The following is a 20532-nucleotide window of genomic DNA, read 5'->3' as shown; positions in this document are numbered from 1 at the left end:
TATGCGTATAGCTTGTATTATTCCAGCTCGTTATGGATCTACTCGATTACCAGGAAAACCGTTGGCGATGATTGGTAATAAGCCAATGATTCAACGAGTGTATGAACAAGTTTCAAAAGCCACTGAAATTCATGAGGTCATTGTGGCCACTGATGATGAACGGGTATATGAGGCGGTCATCCAATTTGGTGGGCAAGTTATGATGACAAGAGCTGATCATTTGACGGGTACTGACCGCTTAGCAGAAGTAGCATCTACAAGAACTGATATTGATGTGATTATCAATGTACAAGGTGATGAGCCACTGATTGATGCTTCTGTTATCGATGCATTGGCACGTCAATTCAAAGAAGATTCAACCTTACAAATGGGGACGGTAGGCTGTCCTTTGTTAGAATCAGAATATAATGAGCCTAGTGCTGTCAAGGTAATTGTAAATCGCCTAGGGAATGCCATGTATTTTTCCCGTTCTTTAATTCCTCACCCTAGACATGCATTTGTGGTTGCTCCACTCAAGCATGTAGGTATGTATGGATATAATCGTCAGTTTCTATTAACATATGCTAAGATGGAACCGACACCAGCAGAATTAACTGAATCCTTAGAGCAGTTACGAGCCTTAGAAAATGGATATACGATCCGAGTCATTACTACAGACCAGCGCTTTGTTGGAGTAGATACACCAGAAGATTTAGAACGAGTGAATGAAATATTTCACCAATTAGAAGCATAAACAATTTTGTTTAGAAAGGAGATACAATGAAAACAGTACAAGTAGGCAACCTTACACTTGGTGGAGGGAAAGGCTTATTTCTATTAGCAGGTCCATGTGTAATTGAGGGCTATGAACGTACATTAGAGATTGGTCGTCGTGCGAAAGCAATTTGTGATAAAGTAGGTATTCCCTATGTATTCAAAGCTTCCTTTGATAAAGCCAATCGATCTAGCTATTCTTCCTTCCGTGGCCCAGGTCTCGTAGAAGGTTTAGAAATTTTGAAAGCTATTAAAGAAGAATTGCAGGTACCAGTAGTAAGTGATATCCATGATATTACTCAAATTGATGCGGCTGCAGAAGTATTAGATATTCTTCAAATCCCAGCCTTCTTATGTCGACAAACTGATTTGGTATACGGAGCAGCAGCGACTGGAAAATGCGTGAATGTGAAAAAAGGTCAATTCATGGCTCCGAAAGATATGAGCAATGTATTGAAGAAAATGGAAGAATCAGGAAATCAAAACTTGATGCTTACAGAACGCGGATTTAGTTTTGGTTACAATAATTTAGTGGTAGACATGAGATCCTTCCCGATTATGCGTTCCTTTGAGTATCCAGTTATTTTTGATGCTACGCATTCCGTACAATTACCAGGTGGGGCAGGTACAGCTTCTTCTGGTCAACGTGAATTTGTTGCGAACCTAGCACGCGGTGCTGTAGCAAGTGGTGTAGATGGATTGTTCTTTGAAGTTCATGATAATCCAGAAGAAGCGCTTTCAGATGGGCCAAACATGTTATATTTAGACTCTCTAGAAGAACTATTAACTGATTTAGTGGCTATCGACAAAATCGTAAAAAAATAGTACAGATGTAAAGGATGCAGGTGAACTATGAAGATACTTGAACGAGCAGCACAGGTGCTCCAAGAAGAATCAAAAGCAGTGTTAGACTTAATTGAAACATTAGATCATCGTTTTGAAACGGCTGTAGAGTTAATTTTAGCAGCTAAGGGACGCGTGGTCTGTACAGGTATGGGAAAATCTGGACATATTGCACGAAAAATTTCGGCTACATTAGCGAGTACAGGTACACCTGCATTATTCTTACACCCTGGTGAAGGGGTACATGGTGATTTAGGGATGGTAACATCTGATGATGTAGTATTAGCTTTCTCAAATAGTGGGGAAACTAGTGAAGTCATTAGCTTATTGCCTTCCTTGCGCCGTATTGGTGCTAAATTAATTTCTGTAGTGGGAAACCCAAGTTCTACATTGGGAAAAAATTCTGATGTAGTCTTGGTTGTGTGTGTAGATAAGGAAGCCTGTCCGTTAGGGCTAGCTCCCACTAGTAGTACCACCGCAGCATTAGCATTAGGCGATGCATTAGCAGTATGCTTATTAGATCAACATAAATTTACGCCAGAAAACTTTGCTGTATTCCATCCAGGTGGTTCCCTAGGTCGTAAATTATTGCTCACAGTAGAAAATATTATGCATAGCGGAGATAACAATCCTATTATTCATAAGGGTGCTACTGTGCAAGATGCATTATTTGTCATGACCAACAAAGGACTTGGAGCAGCTAACGTAGTAGATGAAGAAGGTAAATTAATCGGATTAGTAACGGATGGAGATATTCGACGTGGTCTAGATTCTGGATGCAATTTCCTAGTATGGTCTGTGGAAGATATGATGACAAAATCACCGCGTACCATTACTAAAGATAAACTAGCGGCAGAAGCGCTACATATGATGGAGAAAAATCAGCCTCGTCCGATTACTGTATTACCAGTTGTTGGACAGGATGGAATGAGCCTTGGTTTAGTACATATTACAGATTTATTACGAAGAGGTATTGTGTAATGGCAATACGTTGTTTAGCCCTAGATGTAGATGGAGTACTTACAAAAGGTGAGATTATTTATACATCTAGTGGAGAAGAAGTGAAAGCTTTTCATGCAAAAGATGGTTTAGGATTAGCTTTGGCCAAGCGTATGGGATTGCAAACAGCCATTATTACTGGGCGCACATCTCTCATGGTAGAGAGACGGGCAAAAGAGTTAAATATTTCTCATATTCAAATGGGAAGTCATAATAAGAGTGCTGCTTTACAGGAACTCTTACATACATTACAATTAGAGGCTCATGAAGTAGCTTATATGGGCGATGATCTCAATGATTTAGGCATTATGTCTAAAGTAGGATTAGCTATGACACCACAAGATGGTGTATCAGAAGTGCAAGCAGTAGCTCACTATATCTGTCAAGCAAAAGGTGGAGAAGGAGCTGTGCGAGAAGCAGTGGAGTATATTTTAAAGCAAGAAGGACTTTGGGAGGATGCTGTGCGTACATATCGTGAGGAATCCTATCAAGTAGGTCAATAGAAAGGAGGCTTTCATGGCAGGAGAATGGCAATATACAGCCTTAAAAACACTAAGTAAGTTAGTTTGTACATTACCTTATTCTACAATCTTATCCATTGGAGCATCTCTAGGACCTTTATATAGATTAGTAGGGAAAAAACAGGTCAAACGAGGACTACATAACCTCATGATTGGCCTTTCTATAGATGAAAAAGAAGCGAATGCTATATTAGGTCGACTCTTTCAAAACTTAGGTCGCTCCGTTATGGAAATGTTGTACATGCCGAACTTAACACCTCAGTTCATTAAAGAACATATTGAAATGCGTGGATTAGAGCATTTAGATGCAGCCTTAGCAGAAGATAAAGGTGTTATTATTTTGACGGCTCATGTAGGCAACTGGGAATGGATGGGAGCAGCCTTAGCGGCCCATGGTTATCCATCTACAACGATTGTTAAAAAGCAGCCTAATGCTCAATTTACAAGATTGCTGAATGAATACCGTGAAATGGTAGGTTTAGAAGTATTTGCTCGTGGTGGATCCGAAATGAGGGGCGCTGCACAGGCAATGAAAGCGAAGAAACTATTGGGATTTTTAGCGGATCAAGATGGATGGTATCAAGGATTACCTGTCATGTTCTTGGGACAAGAATCATCAGCAGTGACGGGACCAGCATCATTTGCGAAAAAATTTAAAGCCCCTGTAGTTCCTGTATTTGCTTCTCGTAAAGAGAAAGGGCACATTGTACATATATTACCTCCTTTATATTATGAAGATACAGGTGATGTAGAGAAAGATATGTTCCGCTTAACAGAAGCGACTGTTAAAATTACGGAAGATTTTATTAAGGAACATCCAGATGAATGGTTATGGTTCCAACATCGTTGGAATACTAAAATTCATGAAATTGTAGATATTGAACATAAACTACAAGTACGGGAGGCTGTGCATGAAGAACAATAAAAAACTTCTCCTCACGATTGTGGTAGGCATTTTAATTCTTTTGGGATTTGGATATTTTTTGTATGGTGGAGTAGAAACCACCACGATGGGACCTTCTGGAAATTCTATTAGTTTTAATGGAACAGAATTGAAAGAAGAAAAAAATGGACAACTTATTTGGTCTGTCAAAGCAGAAAAGATAAGTGTTGATCAGGTCACAAAAGTAGTTACCTTAGAAAATGTAACAGGGACGTTTCATAAGGATGGAAAAATACTTACAGTGAAAGCCCCAAAAGGCGTGGTATCTAAAGACCATGGACAGATTACATTATCTGGTGGCATTGAGGCTACCTCTAGTACGGGTGCAACTCTTCGCACAGAAGGGCTAGAGTATAGAAGTAAAGAACAGTTATTTAAATCAACTTCTAAATTTATTTACACCGATGTTGACACAACATTAGAAGGTGATGTGTTAGAAGGCGATATGATTTTGCAGCAAGTAACAGCAAAAGGTCATGCTAAATTGATTCGCAAGTAGGAAGGATATTCATGAAAATACAACGTTTAATCATGGCTGCTCTTATGGGTGGTGCTATGATGATTCCCGTATGGGCAGCGCCAACGGATGCAAATCCTGCTGGCAACAGTAATTTAATGATTACAGCCGATCAGTTGACATATGATGGAGTTAGTGGTCGTGCTGAGGTAAAAGGCAGTGTAGTTATTACCAAAGATGATAAGACTATGACTGGTGCTATAGGTTGGTATAATACGAACACACAAGAAGGATATTTAACTGGTGGAGTGAGTATGATAGGCACTAATATGTCAATGGCAGCATCAGAAGTGCATGTATTACATAATCATCAATTTGATGCTACAGGTAATGTGCATTTACAAAAAGATGATCGTCAATTATACGGTGATCATGTAAACTATAATACGGAAACTGGTTATGGTGAAATTATTGGTAATGGACAGTTAATGGTGGCTGATAACATCTTGACTGGAGAACATATTACAGCATTTACAAATGAAATCTCTGCCACAGCGAAAGGAAATGTAACCGTATCTAGTACAAGTCGTAATATAAATGCCACAGCAGATGAAGCTGTATATACGCAGACTCCAAATCAAAATGATGGAGTGGCTTATTTAAAAGGTAATGCAAGAGCTGTACAAAATGGTAATGTCTTAGAAGCGCCAGAATTAAAAATTCAACTTAGTGATAATAGTGCAGAAACGCTTGGTGGGCGCAGTACCTTAATCATTACTCCAAAGTAAGGAGAATTTATGTTTATACAAACCAAGGATTTAGTAAAAACCTATAAATCAAGAAATGTAGTGGATAAAGTGAGTGTTCGTGTGGAGGAAGGCGAAATTGTGGGATTGTTAGGCCCCAATGGAGCAGGCAAGACAACTACTTTTTATATGATTGTAGGTGTAGAAAAACCTAGTTCAGGAAGTATCTGCATCGGTGATGTGGATGTGACCCATATGCCGATGTATAAACGATCTGCCTATGGTATTGGATATTTGCCACAGGAAGCCTCTATTTTTCGTAATCTAACCGTTGAAGATAATATTTTAGCTATGTTAGAAACTACGGATCTTTCTAAAGTAGAACAAAAGGCAACCATGGAGTCTTTATTAGAAGAATTTCATATTACCCATGTACGTGACCGCTTGGGCATTCAGTTGTCTGGTGGTGAGCGACGTCGTGTAGAAATTGCTAGAGCCATTGCTTTAAATCCTAAGTTTATATTACTGGATGAACCTTTTGCAGGGGTTGATCCTATTGCGGTAGCAGATATTCAATCTATTATTCGTCATTTGAAAGATCGAGGGATTGGAGTGCTGATTACAGACCATAATGTACGTGAAACATTAGGGATTGTAGATAAAGCTTACATTTTAAATAGTGGTACGATTTTATTAGAAGGTACAGCCGATGAAGTAGCTACGAGCGATGTGGCTCGTAAGTTTTATTTAGGTGATGATTTCCGAATGTAGGAGTGGGTATGAGAATTTTAGATAAATATATATTGAAAGCTTTCATAGGGCCATTTCTGTTTGGGATTTTTGCCTTTACTAGCATTTTTATTGGAACAGGTACGCTATTTCGTATTGCCCAATATATTACAGAATATGGGGCTAGTTTATGGTCTGTGACTAGAGCTTTTTTATTGGCATTACCGAATATTGTAATATTAACCTTTCCTATGTCTGTTCTACTAGGATCGCTTATGACATTTGGTCGATTAAGTGGTAGTAGTGAAATTATCGTGATGCGTGCGGGGGGACAAAACTTTTTACGTTTGGCCACACCTGTATATATCATGGCATTTCTTATTTCTCTTTGCTCTATTGCTTTTAATGAATATGTAGTGCCAGCAGCGAACCATGCGTATCAAACGATTATCCGTGAGGAGATTATGAAACGTGCTACTCCACAAACACAGGAACATATTGTATTAAAAACATTAGCAGACAAAAAGATTAACACCTTAATGTATGCAGGTAAATATGATAGCTCTACTAAACTGTTGTCTGATATTACAGTGCAACAATTTACGGATGGACAAGTGACACAAATTGAACGTGCTAAAACTGCGAATTGGAACGGTCAATACTGGATTATGCACGATGGTACTATTTATGATATTAATGCATCTGGTGAGGGTATTGATCGAACTATGAAGTTTGAAGAACAAGTATTGCCAATTACGCAAGATCCAGATAAAATTAGTCGATCTCAACGTAAGCCAGAAGAGATGACCATCAAAGAGATTAGACAGCAAATCAAAGCGATGGAGGCTACTGGTGGTAAAATTACAGAATGGCAAATGGAAATGTATCAACGCTTTACTATTCCTGTAGCAAGCTTTATTTTTGCCTTGGTAGGAGCACCATTAGGTTTACAAAAACAACGGTCTAGCTCTTCTATTGGATTTGGCATTTCTGTGTTAGTTATCTTTATTTATTATGGGGTAATGACATTGTCTGGCGCTCTAGGTAAAGGAGGGGCGTTACCACCAGTATTAGCAGCGTGGATTCCTAATACGTTAGGTGTATTAGCTGGTTTATATTTAAACTGGAGAGTATCTAAATAATAAGATTTTACAGGGGTAGCATTACTAATTTAGTAAGTAATGCTACTCTTTTATATCTTGATTGCAGATGAGTATATGGAGACCTTTTATTGTATAACCATTGTAGTGTACTAGGGATTTTGATATACTAAGTAAAGATATAGGACTAGTATTTTACATTGAGGTATATGACCATGTTAGTAGGACTACGGATTCTCCTTATTATTACCATTATGGGGGGATTAATTGCATTTTTAGGCGATAAAATCGGCACTAAAGTAGGGAAACGGAGGATGAGTTTGTTTGGGTTGCGTCCTAAACATACATCTATTATTGTGACTATTGTAACGGGGATATTCATTTCTGCTGCTACGATAGGCGTGTTGAGTATTGCTTCAAACAATGTACGGACCGCTTTATTTGGTATGGATAAATTGAAAGCTGAAATGGCGCAACTTTCAGCAGATATAGATCAAAAAACGAAGGCATTACAACAAAGTAATGATGAATTGAATCAAAAAAATAAACAATTGCAAAAGGTACAAAGTGATGTACAAGCAACGGAGCAAGAGCTAGAAGAAACTCGCAGCGCTTTATCTAGCATGGGAGATCAATTAGTATCGATTCAAGATGCTTATGCAGAAGCGGAACAAAAACTTGTTAACTCTAATGCAGAAGTAGGAAGGTTAGAACAGGTACGTACACAATTGGAAAGCCATGTACAAGATCTACAATTAACTACGAAACAATTAGAAGATGGTATCAATCATGTGCGTGAAGGGAACGTGGTATTCCGTAATGGAGAAGTTTTATCCCAAGCTGTGATTCGACCTGGCTTAGGAGAAGTAGAAAGTATGGCTGCCTTAACAAGCTTCTTGAAAGACACGAATCGTCTTATTTTAAATCGATTCCAAATGGAAGAAGAAAAGACAGTCATTTATGTGAGCCGGGACAACTTAAATGAAGTAGCAAAAGTAGTAGCCTCTACGGATAAACCATTGATGATTCGTGTTACTGCTTCAGCAAATATTATTTATGGAGAACCGGCGCTAGCAGAAATTCATGCATATCCTCATGATATGGTTTTCAAAAAAGATACAGTCCTTTGGTCATCTCTGATAGATGGTGGTAAAAGTGCGCAAGACCAAGTGTTGGCATTTTTAAAAGAAGTCAATGGGGAAGCGAAAAAACACGGTATATTACCAGATCCTATTACAGGTGAAGTCGGTTCTTTACCGGGAAATGAGTTATTTATTACTATTCGTAAAATAGAAAATCAACGTGGCCCCGTACGATTAGAGGCAGTCACAAGAGAAGATACTTTCACTAGTGGACCTGTACAAATAATGTTACGTGTCATTCCAGTGAATCAGTGAGGAGTGGACTATGGTATTGGAACCCTATGTATTGGCAGTTGATCCAGGGCGTGATAAAACAGGCGTTGCCATTCTAACAAAAACAGCTCAATTAGTGATGATGGATATTGTGTCTACTGCATCAGTTCAAAAGGAATTAGAAACTTTGCTGGCTATGTATCCAACAATAACCTATATGGTTTGTGGTAATGGAACGAATCACAAAGTGGTGGGATCCATAGTTAAAACACTAGCAATATCACAAGAAAGAGTATTTGCATTCATGAATGAAAAGCATACCACAGAAGAGGCAAGGCGTCGTTATTTTGAGGTGCATCCGCCGACAGGGTGGAAAAAATTAGTGCCTAAAGGCATGTTATATCCTCCAGTTCCGGTCGATGATATTACGGCATGGATTATTGGAGAACGTTGGTTATTAGTTAATGAGGAGTGAGTATCCAAAGGATGAAAGAACATAAAAGCAGAAAACGAAAGATAATGGATATGGTTATGCGATACTTTATGATGATTATTGGAGCGGCCATTTATACCTATGGACTAGATGTATTTTTAGTGCCAAATCACCTTATCGATGGTGGTGTTGTAGGTATTGCCTTGATGGCTAGTAAGTTATCTGGTATATCATTTAGTGTACTCGTTATGTTAATTAATCTACCATTTTTATATGTAGGGTATATGCAAATTGGTAAAAGTTTTACCATATCAACCCTATTTGCTATAGCGTGTATTTCCGTATTTTCTGCTTTCATGCATCAAGTACCTCCTATTGTACATGATCCCTTGTTGGCCTCAGTCTTCGGCGGTATTATTCTGGGGCTTGGAGTAGGTATTATTATACGAAATGGTGGGTCCTTAGATGGCTCTGAAATTGTAGCTATCATTTTTGATAAAAAGAGTTCCTTTTCCGTAGGTGAAATCGTTATGTTCCTGAACTTCTTTATTTTAGGAGCAGCGGGATTTGTATATGATTGGAATAGTGCCATGTATTCCTTGATTGCCTATTTTGTAGCTTACAAAATGATGGACCTAGTTATTACTGGGGTGGAAGAATCTAAAGGAGTTATGGTCATTACTGATAAATCGGAAGAAGTCGCTGATGTAGTGATGCATCGCTTAGGTCGTGGAGTTACTTTATTGTACGGCGAAGGGGCCTATACTAAGACCCCAAAGCGTATTATTTATTGTGTTGTGACGCGATTGGAATTAACAAAATTGAAAGATATTATTTACGAAGTGGATGAGAATGCTTTTATCACCATCAATGATGTACATGATGTATTTGGTGGTCAATTTGGTAAAAAATCAATTCATTAATAGATAATTGTAAGATACGTATCATTACGTATCCTTAGAATAGGAGGGTCTATGGAAAAAGATACAGCCATAGGAAGTCAAATTTTGAAAGAAGTTCGTGAGTGGTTACAAGCCATTGTTGTAGCTCTTATTGTAGCCATGTTAACGCATATATTTATTGTGCAGCCCACGAGAGTGTCCGGCGAATCTATGGAGGATACTTTACATAATGGGGATTTCCTATTAATTAGTAAATGGTCTCATGTAATGCGAGATGTACCAAACTATGAAGATATCGTTATCATTGATAGTCGCGTGCAACGAGAGCGTTCTTGGAAAGATGATGTGATGGAACCTTTGATGAATTACGCCAGTGTGGTAGTACCATCTTTGCAAGGTCATGATGTATGGGTAAAACGAGTAATTGGTCGCCCTGGTGATACATTAGAATTTAAAGAAGGACATGTTTGGAGAAATGGTACCAAGCTAAATGAGCCGTATACTAAAAAAGAGACTATGAAGTTTGAACGCTCCTTACCAATTACTGTTCCCGAAGGACATGTATTTGTCATGGGAGACAATCGTAATCATTCTTCAGATAGTCGGTTCATCGGATTCGTACCAGTGGACCATGTACTTGGTAAATTAGCGTATCATATACGTAATCCATTCTAACAATAATACAATCATTAGGAATCCTGTGCTTTGGCATGGGATTTCCATATATCCTAAGAAAGGTGGAGAGACAGATGGGTGAAGGTTTAATCTTAGTCAATACAGGAGATGGAAAAGGCAAGACAACAGCAGCTTTAGGTGTAGCACTACGCTCAGCTGGATGTGGCAGAAGGGTACTTATTTTACAATTTATCAAAAGTGGTGCTAATTATGGTGAATTAGCAGGCATTGCATTACTACCAACTGTAGAGATTCGATCCATGGGAAAAGGGTTCATCTTTCATAAGCAAGATGAATCAGAAGAAAAAATGAAGGAACATCAACAAGCAGCAAAAGAAGCGTGGGCTATGGTGGAAACAGAAGTGAAGTCTGGTCAATGGGATTTGATTATCCTTGATGAAATCAATTATGCTATTCATTATGGCTTAGTAGATGTAGAAACAGTAGTGAATTTACTCAAAACAAAACCAGAGAACTTAGACATGATTTTAACAGGTCGAAATGCACGCCCAGAGATTATTGAATTGGCGCATACGGTAACGGAAATGAAAGTTATCAAACATGCCTATCAACAAGGGATTAAAGCAAAGCGTGGCATAGAATTTTAACTTTGGTAATCTAAGTGTATGATTGACTACTGGATGTTGCATAAAATAAAAGGGGTATGCAAAAACCACATCGAAAATCTTAAAAATAGTTCTTGCGTAAGTGAAGAAAAACAAGTACAATAATAGTGTACTAATTTAGTGCTTTACATGGAAAGGTTTCCATGTTTGGATATGATATTAATTCAAGGGGGTTATACCTATGGCTATCACAAATTATGTAAAAACAGCTGAATTTGCAACAGAAAAACACGTTCCAGTAATCACAGCACCTGACACTGTTAAAGTTGGCGAACGCGTTGTAATCGAATTAGAAGTGGGTAAAGAAATTGCTCATCCTAACACTGTAGAACATCATATTTCTTGGATCAAATTGTACTATGTAGAAGAAGGTACACAACTTCCTTACGAAGTAGCTCGTCTTGAGTTCAATGTACACGGTGAAGCTCCTACAGGTGCTAACGAAGGTCCTGTACATGCGGAAGCAGCAGGTGTTGTTACTGCATCTTTCAAAAAATCTGGTCGTTTGATTGCAACTTCTTACTGCAACATCCACGGCTTATGGGAATCTGAAAAAGATATCGTAGTAGAAGGCTAATTTTGGATTAGACATCTAACTGAATTGATTATGATAAGGACTGTTACCCCTAGTAAGGGATGACAGTCCTTTATTATTACGTATAGAATTTGTATAGGCATAGACTGTTGTATAATATAGTAAAAATATATATAGAAATATCTACCTTAAAAAGACAAATGTATGATAAAAATAGTAAAATATTACAAAAATCCTTTACTTTAGTAGCGTAGTATGGTAGATTAATATAGATATTATTTTATACTTTGTATCTTATAAATGAGGGATTGCAGTGGCATTAATTGTGAAAAAATTTGGTGGTAGCTCTGTAGCGACACCTGAAAAAATATTTAACATTGTAAATCGCGTGTTGCGCGACAAACAACCAGATGATCGTGTTGTGGTTGTTGTTTCAGCTATGGGCGATACAACTGATGACTTGGTGAGCTTGGCGAAAGAAGTTACATCTATGCCGTATGGCCGTGAAATGGACCGTCTTTTGTCCACCGGTGAGCAAGTGACGATTGCATTGATGGCATTAGCATTCCAAGCAAAAGGTCATGCAGCGGTGTCTATGACAGGTGAGCAAGCTGGGATTGCGACTAGCGATACCTTTGGGAAAGCACGTATTTTAGATATTGAACCGAAACGTGTGCTAGATGCTTTAGAAGCCGGTAACATTGTGGTTGTGGCGGGTTTCCAAGGCATGACGGAAGCTGGGGACATTACTACATTGGGTCGTGGCGGTTCTGATACAACAGCCGTAGCATTAGCAGGCGCTATGAAAGCCGATGTATGTGAAATCTTTACAGATGTAGATGGGGTATACTCCACAGATCCACGAGTGGCATCAGGAGCCGTGAAATTGAAAGAAATCACCTATGGTGAAATGCTAGAAATGGCCCGCTTAGGAGCAGGGGTTATGCAACCAAGAGCGGTCGAAATGGGACATCGGTATGGGGTGCCAATTCATGTACGATCTACTTTCAGTGATGAAGAAGGCACGATAATTCGAGAGGAGTATACAATGAAAGCAAATCAATACGCTATTACAGGCGTTGCAGATGATACAAATGTAGCAAAAGTAAGTCTTGTAGGTGTAGAAAATGTACCGGGTGTGGCGCATCAAGTATTCCAAGCGTTGGCAAATAAGAGCATTGATGTAGACATGATCGTACAAAGTATTCGCACTACAGATGACAAGCGCACGGATATCGTGTTTACCATTACACGTGATGATGTGAATTTAGCGAAGCAAGTACTTGAAGAACTTGGTCAATCCATGTCTATCGAAGAATGTGTAATTAATGAAAATATGGCAAAAGTTTCCATCATCGGTGCTGGTATGTTGGGACAACCAGGTGTAGCAGCAAAAATGTTTGGTATTTTATCTGATGAAGGTGTGAATATCGAGATTATCAGTACATCTGAAATCAGTATTTCCTGCCTTATCGGAGAGGAACATATTAAAACAGCTGTACGAGCTATTCACGATAAATTAATTTTAGACGGCAGAGGTTAAGTAACAATTAGAAAAGAAGGTATAGGAATGAATGATAAGAAAAAGGAACGGTATATACAACTAGGGTTGTTAAGCGGATTAGTAGCACTGGGTCTTCTAGTGTACGTCCTTGTTCCAGGTTTCTATGATGATATGTGGGAATTAATCCTTTCTGGTGATGTACAACGCATGGCAGAGGTATTACAATCCTATGGGCCATGGGCCATGGTGATAAGCTTTGCTCTGGATGTGCTCATCAATGCATTGGGATTTTTACCATCCATCTTCTTTTCTACAGCCAATGGCTTGTTATTTGGTGTGGTGCCAGGGATTATTATTTCTTGGTTAGCAGAGACTGTAGGTGTGGTGCTTAGTTTTATGATTATGCGCTACATTTTGCGAGATACGGCACATAAGGTCATTGAAAAGAGCGAGTTTTTACTGAAAGTAGATGACTTTAGTGGTAAAAATGGTTTAGTTATGATGCTTTTTGCTAGATCTATTCCATATTTTCCAAGTGGAATCATCACAGCCTTAGGAGCCATTAGTCAAATCTCCTTACGGGATTACATCATTGCGAACTTGATTGGTAAGTTTCCATCTACCGCGCTAGAAGTGATTGTGGGTCACGATACGGTGCTGTTACAAGATAATCTAGGACGATTGGCAGTAGTGGTGCTCATTGCTACGGTTATCTATTTCCTGTTGTGGAAAGGATACCAACGATGGGCTAAACAGCGGTAATATAAAATGATGCCTCCTACTATTTGTAGGATTGGCGTATCTCACTGTTTGAGACAGTGAGGTATTTACTAGGACTATCTATGGTCTTAATATACGAGTAAATATATAAAAAGGAACGTTGATAATGTTTGATCAACGTTCCTTTTTTTGGTCTTATGATACTTTGTTTAGTCGCTAGTATAACGTAATATAATCTATGTATGGTATCGTGCTTTTAAAGAAGGATAATAAAAAAACTCAATTCTTAATGAATTGAGTTAAGTACCCACAGCGGGCGCCCCAAGGGCGATGAAAATAAATTCGTATTTGAACTTGTAGTGTGATTCTGTAAATGTCTCAACTCCTTGAGACACCTTTATTGTATACAGAAAAAGATATGGAGTCAAGGGTTTTTTAGTAGTATAATACAATTAAATAACAAATGGTGATATTCATCTTGAATTATTATAAGGGATTATTTCATGGTAGTTGATCAAAAGGAGAAGAACGATGAGTAATTTTGACAATCATAAGGATTCAATTTGTAAACACAAAGGTCTAAAGAAGGGGAATTACTATATAGGGTTAGATATTGGGACGAATTCAGTAGGCTGGGCAGCTACAAATGAGCAATATGAGTTGTTGAAATTTAAATCTCATAAAATGTGGGGATCTAGACTGTTTGCAGAGGCACAAACAGCTGTTGATACACGTATGAAACGGTCTGCTCGTCGTCGCCTGCAACGTCGAAAGTTTCGATTGATTTTACTAGAGTCTTTGTTTTCTAAAGAAATAAATGCTGTAGATGAAACATTTTTCATGCGCCTTCATGAATCAAACTACCATGTAGAAGATAAAACAAATCTAGTGAAATATACATTATTCATAGACAAGAATTACACAGATGTGGATTACTACAAGGAATTTCCAACCATCTATCATTTGCGCCATCATTTGATGACAGAAGGCACGAAAGATATTCGTTTGTTATTTTTGGCGATTCATCATATCTTAAAATATCGGGGAAACTTTTTGTATGGGAAAAAAGAATTTTCTGTAGATGGAGAGATGTATTCAGTTCTTAGATCTACTTTAGAAGAACTAGGTTTTGGAAGCTATGTGGAGGATGAAAATGTGCTCCAGTCTATAGCCAATTTAGTGCTAGATAGAGGTATTGCACGAAGTGAAAAGGTAAAGCAGATAGAGCCGTTGATTGCACAAGGAAAAAAATTATCCAGTGTAGAAAAAAACAGGTTAAAAGCTTGGGCTTATCTCATCATGGGCTTGAAAGCTAATTTGGTCAATCTATTTACAGATGAGGATGTAGAAGTAGTACTTCCAGAAGAAAAAGAATTTAAGAGTATTAATTTACATGAAGGTATCTATGAGGATGTACGGGATGCTTATGAAGATGCTTGGGGTGACCGATTTGCTATTGTCGATCAATGTAAGGTTTTACACGATATCATTGTGATTAGCTCTATTATAAAGCCTGGGCAATCTTTGTCAGAGGCAAAAATAGAATCCTATAATCAACATAAAGAAGATCTAGTGCTTTTAAAATCTGTGCTGAAAGAGGACAAAAAATTATATGATGACATGTTTGTTGTAGATATAGATAAAGGTACAAATTACGTTAAATATATTAAACAAGGTGTGAATGGTAATACCTCTACAACACAAGAAGCGTTTTATAAGTATGTTAGAAAAGTAGTCTCCGTATTACCAGAAACAGAAAATACAAGATGTATAGTGCAGAAACTAGAAGAAGGAACATTTTTACCACTTCAACGAATTAGTAAAAATGGGGTAGTACCTTATCAACTGCATAAAGAAGAATTAGTACGCATTCTAGAAAAAGCAAAGCTAAACTTCCCATTTTTAAATGAAGTAGAAGATGGATTGACCGTAGCGGATAAAATTATATCTATCTTAGAATTTAAAATCCCGTATTATGTGGGGCCATTGAATCCAACACACTCCATTGAAAATGGTGGTTTTGCTTGGGTTGTCCGTAAAGAAGCAGGACAAGTATTGCCATGGAACTTTGAACAAAAAGTTGACGTCCAAGCATCGGCGGTTAAATTCATTGAAAACTTAACTAACAAATGTACCTATTTAATCGACCAAGATGTGTTACCTAAATATTCCTTGCTCTATGCGGAGTTTTCGTTGCTGAATGAATTGAACAATATTCGTGTCAACGATAAACCATTACCTGCAGATGTGAAACAAGCATTTATCCGAGACCATTTTATATCCTTGCAAGATAGTAAAACAGCTACGAAAAAAGTGGTGGCAAAATATTTAGTAGATAATAACTATGTGTCACAACCGCCTATCATCACAGGCATGGACCAACAGATTGCTACGAAGTTAACATCCCACAGAGACATGACTCGTATCCTAGGGGAACATTTTGACTATGCCATGGCAGAAGATATCATTCGATATATCACTATCTTTGGTGAAAGTAAAGATATGTTGCGACAAGTGTTGAAAAACTATTATGGAGATCGTCTTACTACAGAACAAATTAAAAAATTAGGGAAACTTACCTATACAGGTTGGGGTAGATTGTCTAAAAAATTCTTGTCAGATATTTGGGGTATGAAAAAGAATGATGACGATGCAGAAGCAGGTACTATCATTGAGCATATGCGTGAGGGGCAGGAAAATTTAATGCAACTATTGAGCTCTTCTTATTCTTTCATTGATGTGGTCCAAGAATATGTGACAAACGTATTGGGGGCGAAAGAAAAGACAGCATTTGAAATGTTAGAAGATTTATCCTTATCGCCGATGGTAAAACGTAGCGTATGGCAAACATTGCGCATCCTTGATGAGATCGTATCTATACGTAAAGAACTACCAAAGAAAATATTTGTAGAAGTAGCTCGCACAAATAAAGCGGATAAAAAACGGACTCAGTCTAGAAAAGCACTGTTGGAAGAGTTATATGAACAAATTAAAGATGAAGATGTACATGTTTTGCAACAAGAATTGGAATCTAAAGAAGATTCTGCTCTGAATAGTAAAAAGCTATACTTATACTTTACACAAATGGGGCGTTGTATGTATTCTGGCCGTAGAATCGATATTCATGAATTGTTTACAGATACGTATGATATTGACCATATATATCCGCGTAGCTTAACAAAGGATGACAGTTGGCATAATATTGTGTTAGTGGAAAAACAATTAAATGCAGAGAAAACAGACCGGTTTCCAATTTTATCGGCTATTCAATCTAAGCAAAAAGGATTTTGGAAATTATTATGGGATAGGGGATTTATTTCCGAAAAGAAATATGATCGTTTAGTTCGTACAACAGACTTAACCGATGAGGAACTCAATCAGTTTATAAATCGTCAGATAGTATCTACGAATCAGTCTGTTAAGGCGGTTACTACTTTATTACATCAACTGTATCCAGAGACAGAAGTAGTATTTTCTAAAGCAGAAAATATATCTGATTTTAGACGTGATTATGGCTTTGTAAAAGTGCGCTCTATTAATCATCATCATCATGCAAAAGATGCGTACCTAAATATCGTAGTAGGCAATGTGTATCATGAAAAGTTTACAAAAAACTTTTTATCCTTTGCTAAACAAAAAGGGACACATCGTACATATAATTTAACAAAAATGTTTGAATATGAAATTAAATTAACAGAAGAATCTAAGAAGGTGATCTGGGATCCTAATATTCATATGGACATAGTGAAAAAGATGATGAAAAGTAATGATGTACGTGTTACACAACGGGCGGTACCTCAAAAAGGTGGTCTATCTGATGAAACTATATACAAAAAAGGAATCGCTAAACGTGGTGTATATCTGCCATTGAAATCATCTGATGAACGTGTAAGAGATGTGGAAAAATATGGCGGAAGAACATCGATTACCATTTCTGAATATATCATTTTGAATATCAGGGATACTTCGGACCAAGATCGAATTGAAATATTTTCCTTACCACTTTATATAGCAGGTAAGAAAGATATTCATAAGGCAATAGAAGAGGCATATTTATCTACTTGTAAAAAACCTGCATCAGTGGTAGATATCCAAATACTATATCGAGGACTATATATTGGTAGTAAAGTAAATATTAATGGTTTTACTTATTATATGGGTGGTAAAACAGGATCTAATGTTTCTGTCGATAGTGCGGTTGATGTGGTAATGGATATAACATCGAGTGTATATATTAAATTGCTAGAAAAAGTAGCTATTAAAAAGATAGAAAACTCAAAAACATTCCGTATTGAGAATATAAAAACATCTTATAACCATAAAGAAGTTACAGTTAGTAAAGAACAAAATATTGCCTTATATCAAGAGTTGTTAAAAAAACTTGATACGCCTCTATTTTCTAAGATGAAAGGAAATAAATTAGAAGAGTTTCGAACAGTTGGCTTTGATACATTCATAGCATTATCTTTAGAGGACCAAGCTAGTGTGCTATTGGAAGTGTTGAATGTGTTAACGAACTTTAAAACAAAACGAGATATTACAAAAATTGGCATGACTAGTTCTCGTTCTACACTGGGGATTAATATATCTAATACGGAACAATTTAGCGTTATTACAACATCTATCACAGGCTTATATGAACAAGAAATTAAAATAAAATAGGAGACACTATGAGTTGGCGCACGGTAGTTATCACTAAGCAATCAAAACTTGATTTTAAGATGAATTATATGATTGTTCGGCAGGGATTCGATGTAAAGAAAGTGTTTATTGATGAGATTTACATGGTGATTATTGAATCTACGGCAGTTAGTTTAACTGCCGTGCTTCTCAATGCATTAGTAAAAGCTAAAGTTAAAATAGTTTTTTGCGATGAAAAGAGGAATCCTAGTAGTGAAGTAATGCCATTGTATGGTTGTCATAATACAAGTAAACGATGCCGCGAACAAGCTAACTGGGATGATGAAATTAAGGGGCATATTTGGAGTCGTATCGTAGCTGAGAAGATTCATAATCAAGCTCGTGTGCTTGAAAAGAATGGGCATACTAATGAAACCAATATGCTATATGGCTATATTGATGGTATATGCTTTAATGACATAACTCAGAGAGAAGGACATGCAGCGAAAGTATATTTTAATAGCTTGTTTGGCAGTACTTTTACGAGAGAGCAAGAAAACCCTATTAATGCTGGATTGGATTATGGGTACAGTATATTTTTATCTGCTGTTAATCGTGAGATTGTTAGAAATGGATATATAACACAATTGGGAATTAATCATCGAAATCAATTTAATTCTTACAATTTAGGGTCAGACCTAGTAGAGGTATTACGAGTATTTGTGGATAACAAAATAGTTGACTTAGCCCCTAAGGAGTTTGGAAAGGAAGAAAAACTTAGTCTAGTGAGTTTACTAGCTTTAGATGTAAAAGTAGAAGGTACTAGCTTTATTTTAAAAGATGCCATAGGAATCTATTGCAAAAGTGTATTGGATGCACTGACATATAAGGATCCAGATTTAATTAGGTTTATTACATATGAGTTATAGATTTATGAGAGTACTCGTAATGTTTGATTTACCGACAGAAACATCAGTTCATAGGAAAGCCTATCGTGATTTTAGGAAATATTTACTAGTCAATGGGTTTATTATGCTACAAGAATCGGTGTATGTGAAGTTGGTATTAAATACAACAAGTGTTAAATTGCTGGAAAAACAACTTCGAGAACATAAACCAGCAGATGGAAATATTTGTTTATTAACCGTAACTGAAAAGCAATATTCTAAAATGGAAATATTGATAGGAGAAACACAGTCTGAAGTGTTAGATACAACAGAAAGAGTGATAGTCCTATGAAGCTATTTTATCAGGATTCAACCATTGAGATAGACTTGAATAGTACAAAAGTTAACTATTTATGTATTGAAAAGCATAGTGTTTTTCGACATATGATTCTAGAACTATATGAGCAATATAATGGGGGAGAAGGACCTTGGATATATAATGTGAATGCTGAAAGGATAGCGATTGATAAGTCTTTTCATATCATCATGAACCCCATTCAAGTAGATGTAAATAGTAAAACAATCTTAACAAAGTTGAATGCTAATTTAGTGAAAGAAAGTAATTTGATGATGGAAGATTTGCATGATGTAGTATGTAAGCTGCATCAGTTCTTCTATAAATTAGAGTTTGAAGCCAACATTGCACTTGAACATAAAGAAGAAATTGTAGCAGCGGATCTTATTAAGTTAGGAGGATTTAAAATACATGAAAGTGATACAGATACAGTGGCTCGTTTAATAGACTACATTGATATTGTTCATGAATTATTAGATCCAGATTTATTTGTAATTATGAATATAGATTTGTATTTAGACCTAGAGGAATTAGATCAATTTTTTAATACTATATTAGCTAAACATCTATGTTTTCTATGTATATCTTCAGGTTCATATGGGCTACAAAATATTGATAAATCTTTAATTAATGGGTATACTTTAGATAATGACTTCTGCTTGATTTAACGGTATTTACAGGATTACACTTGGTGGTGACTGGACAAGCTTTGGAACCCTGAACTTGTATTTGGGGTTTGAGAGTAGTGTGATTCTGTAAATGTCTCAAACAATATGAATATACAGCCTACCATGGCAATGGTTTGAGAGTAGTGTGATTCTGTAAATGT

General features: G+C 37.0%; 21 protein-coding genes. All 21 read left to right on the top strand.

Translation table 11 applies throughout. The features are described from left to right. The first annotated feature begins 1 nt into the window (after position 1). The 21 genes from kdsB to csn2 all read left to right on the top strand — a co-directional run bounded on the left by kdsB (position 2) and on the right by csn2 (position 20371). Complete coding sequence (kdsB, locus tag HMPREF3032_RS03545) at positions 2-733, top strand: 3-deoxy-manno-octulosonate cytidylyltransferase (protein ID WP_062401941.1); 732 nt, start codon at positions 2-4, stop codon at positions 731-733. 26 nt (positions 734-759) lie between these two features. Next, on the top strand, positions 760-1578 hold the full coding sequence (kdsA, locus tag HMPREF3032_RS03540; RefSeq protein ID WP_062401938.1) for a 3-deoxy-8-phosphooctulonate synthase: 819 nt from the start codon (positions 760-762) through the stop codon (positions 1576-1578). 27 nt (positions 1579-1605) lie between these two features. Next, complete coding sequence (locus HMPREF3032_RS03535; protein WP_062401935.1) at positions 1606-2577, top strand: KpsF/GutQ family sugar-phosphate isomerase; 972 nt, start codon at positions 1606-1608, stop codon at positions 2575-2577. Then, positions 2577-3098 (top strand): KdsC family phosphatase, encoded by a 522-nt coding sequence (locus HMPREF3032_RS03530; RefSeq protein WP_062401932.1) that lies wholly within the window; start codon positions 2577-2579, stop codon positions 3096-3098. Before HMPREF3032_RS03535 ends, HMPREF3032_RS03530 begins: the two co-directional genes overlap by 1 nt. 13 nt (positions 3099-3111) lie before the next feature. Then, on the top strand, positions 3112-4041 hold the full coding sequence (locus HMPREF3032_RS03525; protein ID WP_062401929.1) for a lysophospholipid acyltransferase family protein: 930 nt from the start codon (positions 3112-3114) through the stop codon (positions 4039-4041). Beyond that, positions 4028-4558, top strand: coding sequence for an LPS export ABC transporter periplasmic protein LptC (gene lptC / locus HMPREF3032_RS03520; RefSeq protein WP_062401926.1), 531 nt, complete (start codon positions 4028-4030; stop codon positions 4556-4558). Before HMPREF3032_RS03525 ends, lptC begins: the two co-directional genes overlap by 14 nt. An 11-nt stretch (positions 4559-4569) precedes the next feature. Beyond that, entirely contained in the window at positions 4570-5304 is a 735-nt protein-coding gene (locus HMPREF3032_RS03515) for an LptA/OstA family protein (RefSeq protein ID WP_062401920.1), read from the top strand. Between the two features lie 9 nt (positions 5305-5313). Continuing rightward, positions 5314-6033 carry an LPS export ABC transporter ATP-binding protein gene (lptB, locus tag HMPREF3032_RS03510; protein WP_062401918.1) on the top strand — a complete coding sequence of 240 codons (720 nt, stop codon included), beginning with the start codon at positions 5314-5316 and terminating at the stop codon, positions 6031-6033. An 8-nt stretch (positions 6034-6041) separates the two neighbouring features. After that, positions 6042-7133: an LptF/LptG family permease gene (locus HMPREF3032_RS03505; RefSeq protein WP_009353054.1), complete on the top strand. Its 1092-nt coding sequence runs from the start codon at positions 6042-6044 to the stop codon at positions 7131-7133. Between the two features lie 173 nt (positions 7134-7306). Continuing rightward, positions 7307-8488, top strand: a complete 1182-nt coding sequence (locus tag HMPREF3032_RS03500; RefSeq protein ID WP_009353051.1) for a DUF3084 domain-containing protein — start codon at positions 7307-7309, stop codon at positions 8486-8488. A 10-nt stretch (positions 8489-8498) separates the two neighbouring features. Then, entirely contained in the window at positions 8499-8921 is a 423-nt protein-coding gene (locus HMPREF3032_RS03495; protein WP_062401915.1) for a RuvC family protein, read from the top strand. Positions 8922-8932: 11 nt separating this feature from the next. Further along, complete coding sequence (locus tag HMPREF3032_RS03490; RefSeq protein ID WP_052847058.1) at positions 8933-9802, top strand: YitT family protein; 870 nt, start codon at positions 8933-8935, stop codon at positions 9800-9802. A 51-nt stretch (positions 9803-9853) separates the two neighbouring features. Then, positions 9854-10456 carry a signal peptidase I gene (gene lepB, locus HMPREF3032_RS03485; protein ID WP_009353044.1) on the top strand — a complete coding sequence of 201 codons (603 nt, stop codon included), beginning with the start codon at positions 9854-9856 and terminating at the stop codon, positions 10454-10456. Positions 10457-10530: 74 nt separating this feature from the next. Then, positions 10531-11064: a cob(I)yrinic acid a,c-diamide adenosyltransferase gene (gene cobO / locus HMPREF3032_RS03480; RefSeq protein ID WP_062401913.1), complete on the top strand. Its 534-nt coding sequence runs from the start codon at positions 10531-10533 to the stop codon at positions 11062-11064. A 199-nt stretch (positions 11065-11263) separates the two neighbouring features. Then, positions 11264-11659, top strand: coding sequence for a class II SORL domain-containing protein (locus HMPREF3032_RS03475; RefSeq protein WP_062401911.1), 396 nt, complete (start codon positions 11264-11266; stop codon positions 11657-11659). 271 nt (positions 11660-11930) lie between these two features. Beyond that, positions 11931-13160 carry an aspartate kinase gene (locus HMPREF3032_RS03470; RefSeq protein ID WP_062401909.1) on the top strand — a complete coding sequence of 410 codons (1230 nt, stop codon included), beginning with the start codon at positions 11931-11933 and terminating at the stop codon, positions 13158-13160. 27 nt (positions 13161-13187) lie between these two features. After that, complete coding sequence (locus HMPREF3032_RS03465) at positions 13188-13883, top strand: TVP38/TMEM64 family protein (protein ID WP_009353030.1); 696 nt, start codon at positions 13188-13190, stop codon at positions 13881-13883. Between the two features lie 489 nt (positions 13884-14372). Next, entirely contained in the window at positions 14373-18503 is a 4131-nt protein-coding gene (gene cas9 / locus HMPREF3032_RS03460) for a type II CRISPR RNA-guided endonuclease Cas9 (RefSeq protein ID WP_062401908.1), read from the top strand. An 8-nt stretch (positions 18504-18511) separates the two neighbouring features. After that, positions 18512-19390, top strand: coding sequence for a type II CRISPR-associated endonuclease Cas1 (gene cas1, locus HMPREF3032_RS03455; protein WP_062401906.1), 879 nt, complete (start codon positions 18512-18514; stop codon positions 19388-19390). A 4-nt stretch (positions 19391-19394) separates the two neighbouring features. Then, the gene (gene cas2, locus HMPREF3032_RS03450; protein WP_062401903.1) at positions 19395-19700 is read left to right on the top strand and encodes a CRISPR-associated endonuclease Cas2; all 306 of its coding nucleotides are present in this window, start codon (positions 19395-19397) and stop codon (positions 19698-19700) included. Beyond that, on the top strand, positions 19697-20371 hold the full coding sequence (gene csn2 / locus HMPREF3032_RS03445; protein ID WP_062401900.1) for a type II-A CRISPR-associated protein Csn2: 675 nt from the start codon (positions 19697-19699) through the stop codon (positions 20369-20371). Before cas2 ends, csn2 begins: the two co-directional genes overlap by 4 nt. Positions 20372-20532 lie beyond the last annotated feature (161 nt).

This window comes from Veillonella sp. DNF00869 (assembly GCF_001553345.1).
Taxonomy (GTDB): Bacteria; Bacillota; Negativicutes; order Veillonellales; family Veillonellaceae; genus F0422.
This window is presented reverse-complemented; position numbering and strand designations above follow the sequence as displayed.

Excerpts from the sequence above, each read along its gene's own strand:
- HMPREF3032_RS03530 (WP_062401932.1), top strand. The coding sequence starts at position 2,577 with ATGGCAATACGTTGTTTAGCCCTAGATGTAGATGGAGTACTTACAAAA.
- lptB (WP_062401918.1), top strand. The coding sequence starts at position 5,314 with ATGTTTATACAAACCAAGGATTTAGTAAAAACCTATAAATCAAGAAAT.
- kdsB (WP_062401941.1), top strand. The coding sequence starts at position 2 with ATGCGTATAGCTTGTATTATTCCAGCTCGTTATGGATCTACTCGATTA.
- HMPREF3032_RS03490 (WP_052847058.1), top strand. The coding sequence starts at position 8,933 with ATGAAAGAACATAAAAGCAGAAAACGAAAGATAATGGATATGGTTATG.
- csn2 (WP_062401900.1), top strand. The coding sequence starts at position 19,697 with ATGAAGCTATTTTATCAGGATTCAACCATTGAGATAGACTTGAATAGT.
- HMPREF3032_RS03475 (WP_062401911.1), top strand. The coding sequence starts at position 11,264 with ATGGCTATCACAAATTATGTAAAAACAGCTGAATTTGCAACAGAAAAA.
- HMPREF3032_RS03465 (WP_009353030.1), top strand. The coding sequence starts at position 13,188 with ATGAATGATAAGAAAAAGGAACGGTATATACAACTAGGGTTGTTAAGC.
- HMPREF3032_RS03505 (WP_009353054.1), top strand. The coding sequence starts at position 6,042 with ATGAGAATTTTAGATAAATATATATTGAAAGCTTTCATAGGGCCATTT.
- HMPREF3032_RS03515 (WP_062401920.1), top strand. The coding sequence starts at position 4,570 with ATGAAAATACAACGTTTAATCATGGCTGCTCTTATGGGTGGTGCTATG.
- lptC (WP_062401926.1), top strand. The coding sequence starts at position 4,028 with ATGAAGAACAATAAAAAACTTCTCCTCACGATTGTGGTAGGCATTTTA.
- cas9 (WP_062401908.1), top strand. The coding sequence starts at position 14,373 with ATGAGTAATTTTGACAATCATAAGGATTCAATTTGTAAACACAAAGGT.
- cas2 (WP_062401903.1), top strand. The coding sequence starts at position 19,395 with ATGAGAGTACTCGTAATGTTTGATTTACCGACAGAAACATCAGTTCAT.
- HMPREF3032_RS03535 (WP_062401935.1), top strand. The coding sequence starts at position 1,606 with ATGAAGATACTTGAACGAGCAGCACAGGTGCTCCAAGAAGAATCAAAA.
- cas1 (WP_062401906.1), top strand. The coding sequence starts at position 18,512 with ATGAGTTGGCGCACGGTAGTTATCACTAAGCAATCAAAACTTGATTTT.
- lepB (WP_009353044.1), top strand. The coding sequence starts at position 9,854 with ATGGAAAAAGATACAGCCATAGGAAGTCAAATTTTGAAAGAAGTTCGT.
- cobO (WP_062401913.1), top strand. The coding sequence starts at position 10,531 with ATGGGTGAAGGTTTAATCTTAGTCAATACAGGAGATGGAAAAGGCAAG.
- HMPREF3032_RS03495 (WP_062401915.1), top strand. The coding sequence starts at position 8,499 with ATGGTATTGGAACCCTATGTATTGGCAGTTGATCCAGGGCGTGATAAA.
- kdsA (WP_062401938.1), top strand. The coding sequence starts at position 760 with ATGAAAACAGTACAAGTAGGCAACCTTACACTTGGTGGAGGGAAAGGC.
- HMPREF3032_RS03500 (WP_009353051.1), top strand. The coding sequence starts at position 7,307 with ATGTTAGTAGGACTACGGATTCTCCTTATTATTACCATTATGGGGGGA.
- HMPREF3032_RS03525 (WP_062401929.1), top strand. The coding sequence starts at position 3,112 with ATGGCAGGAGAATGGCAATATACAGCCTTAAAAACACTAAGTAAGTTA.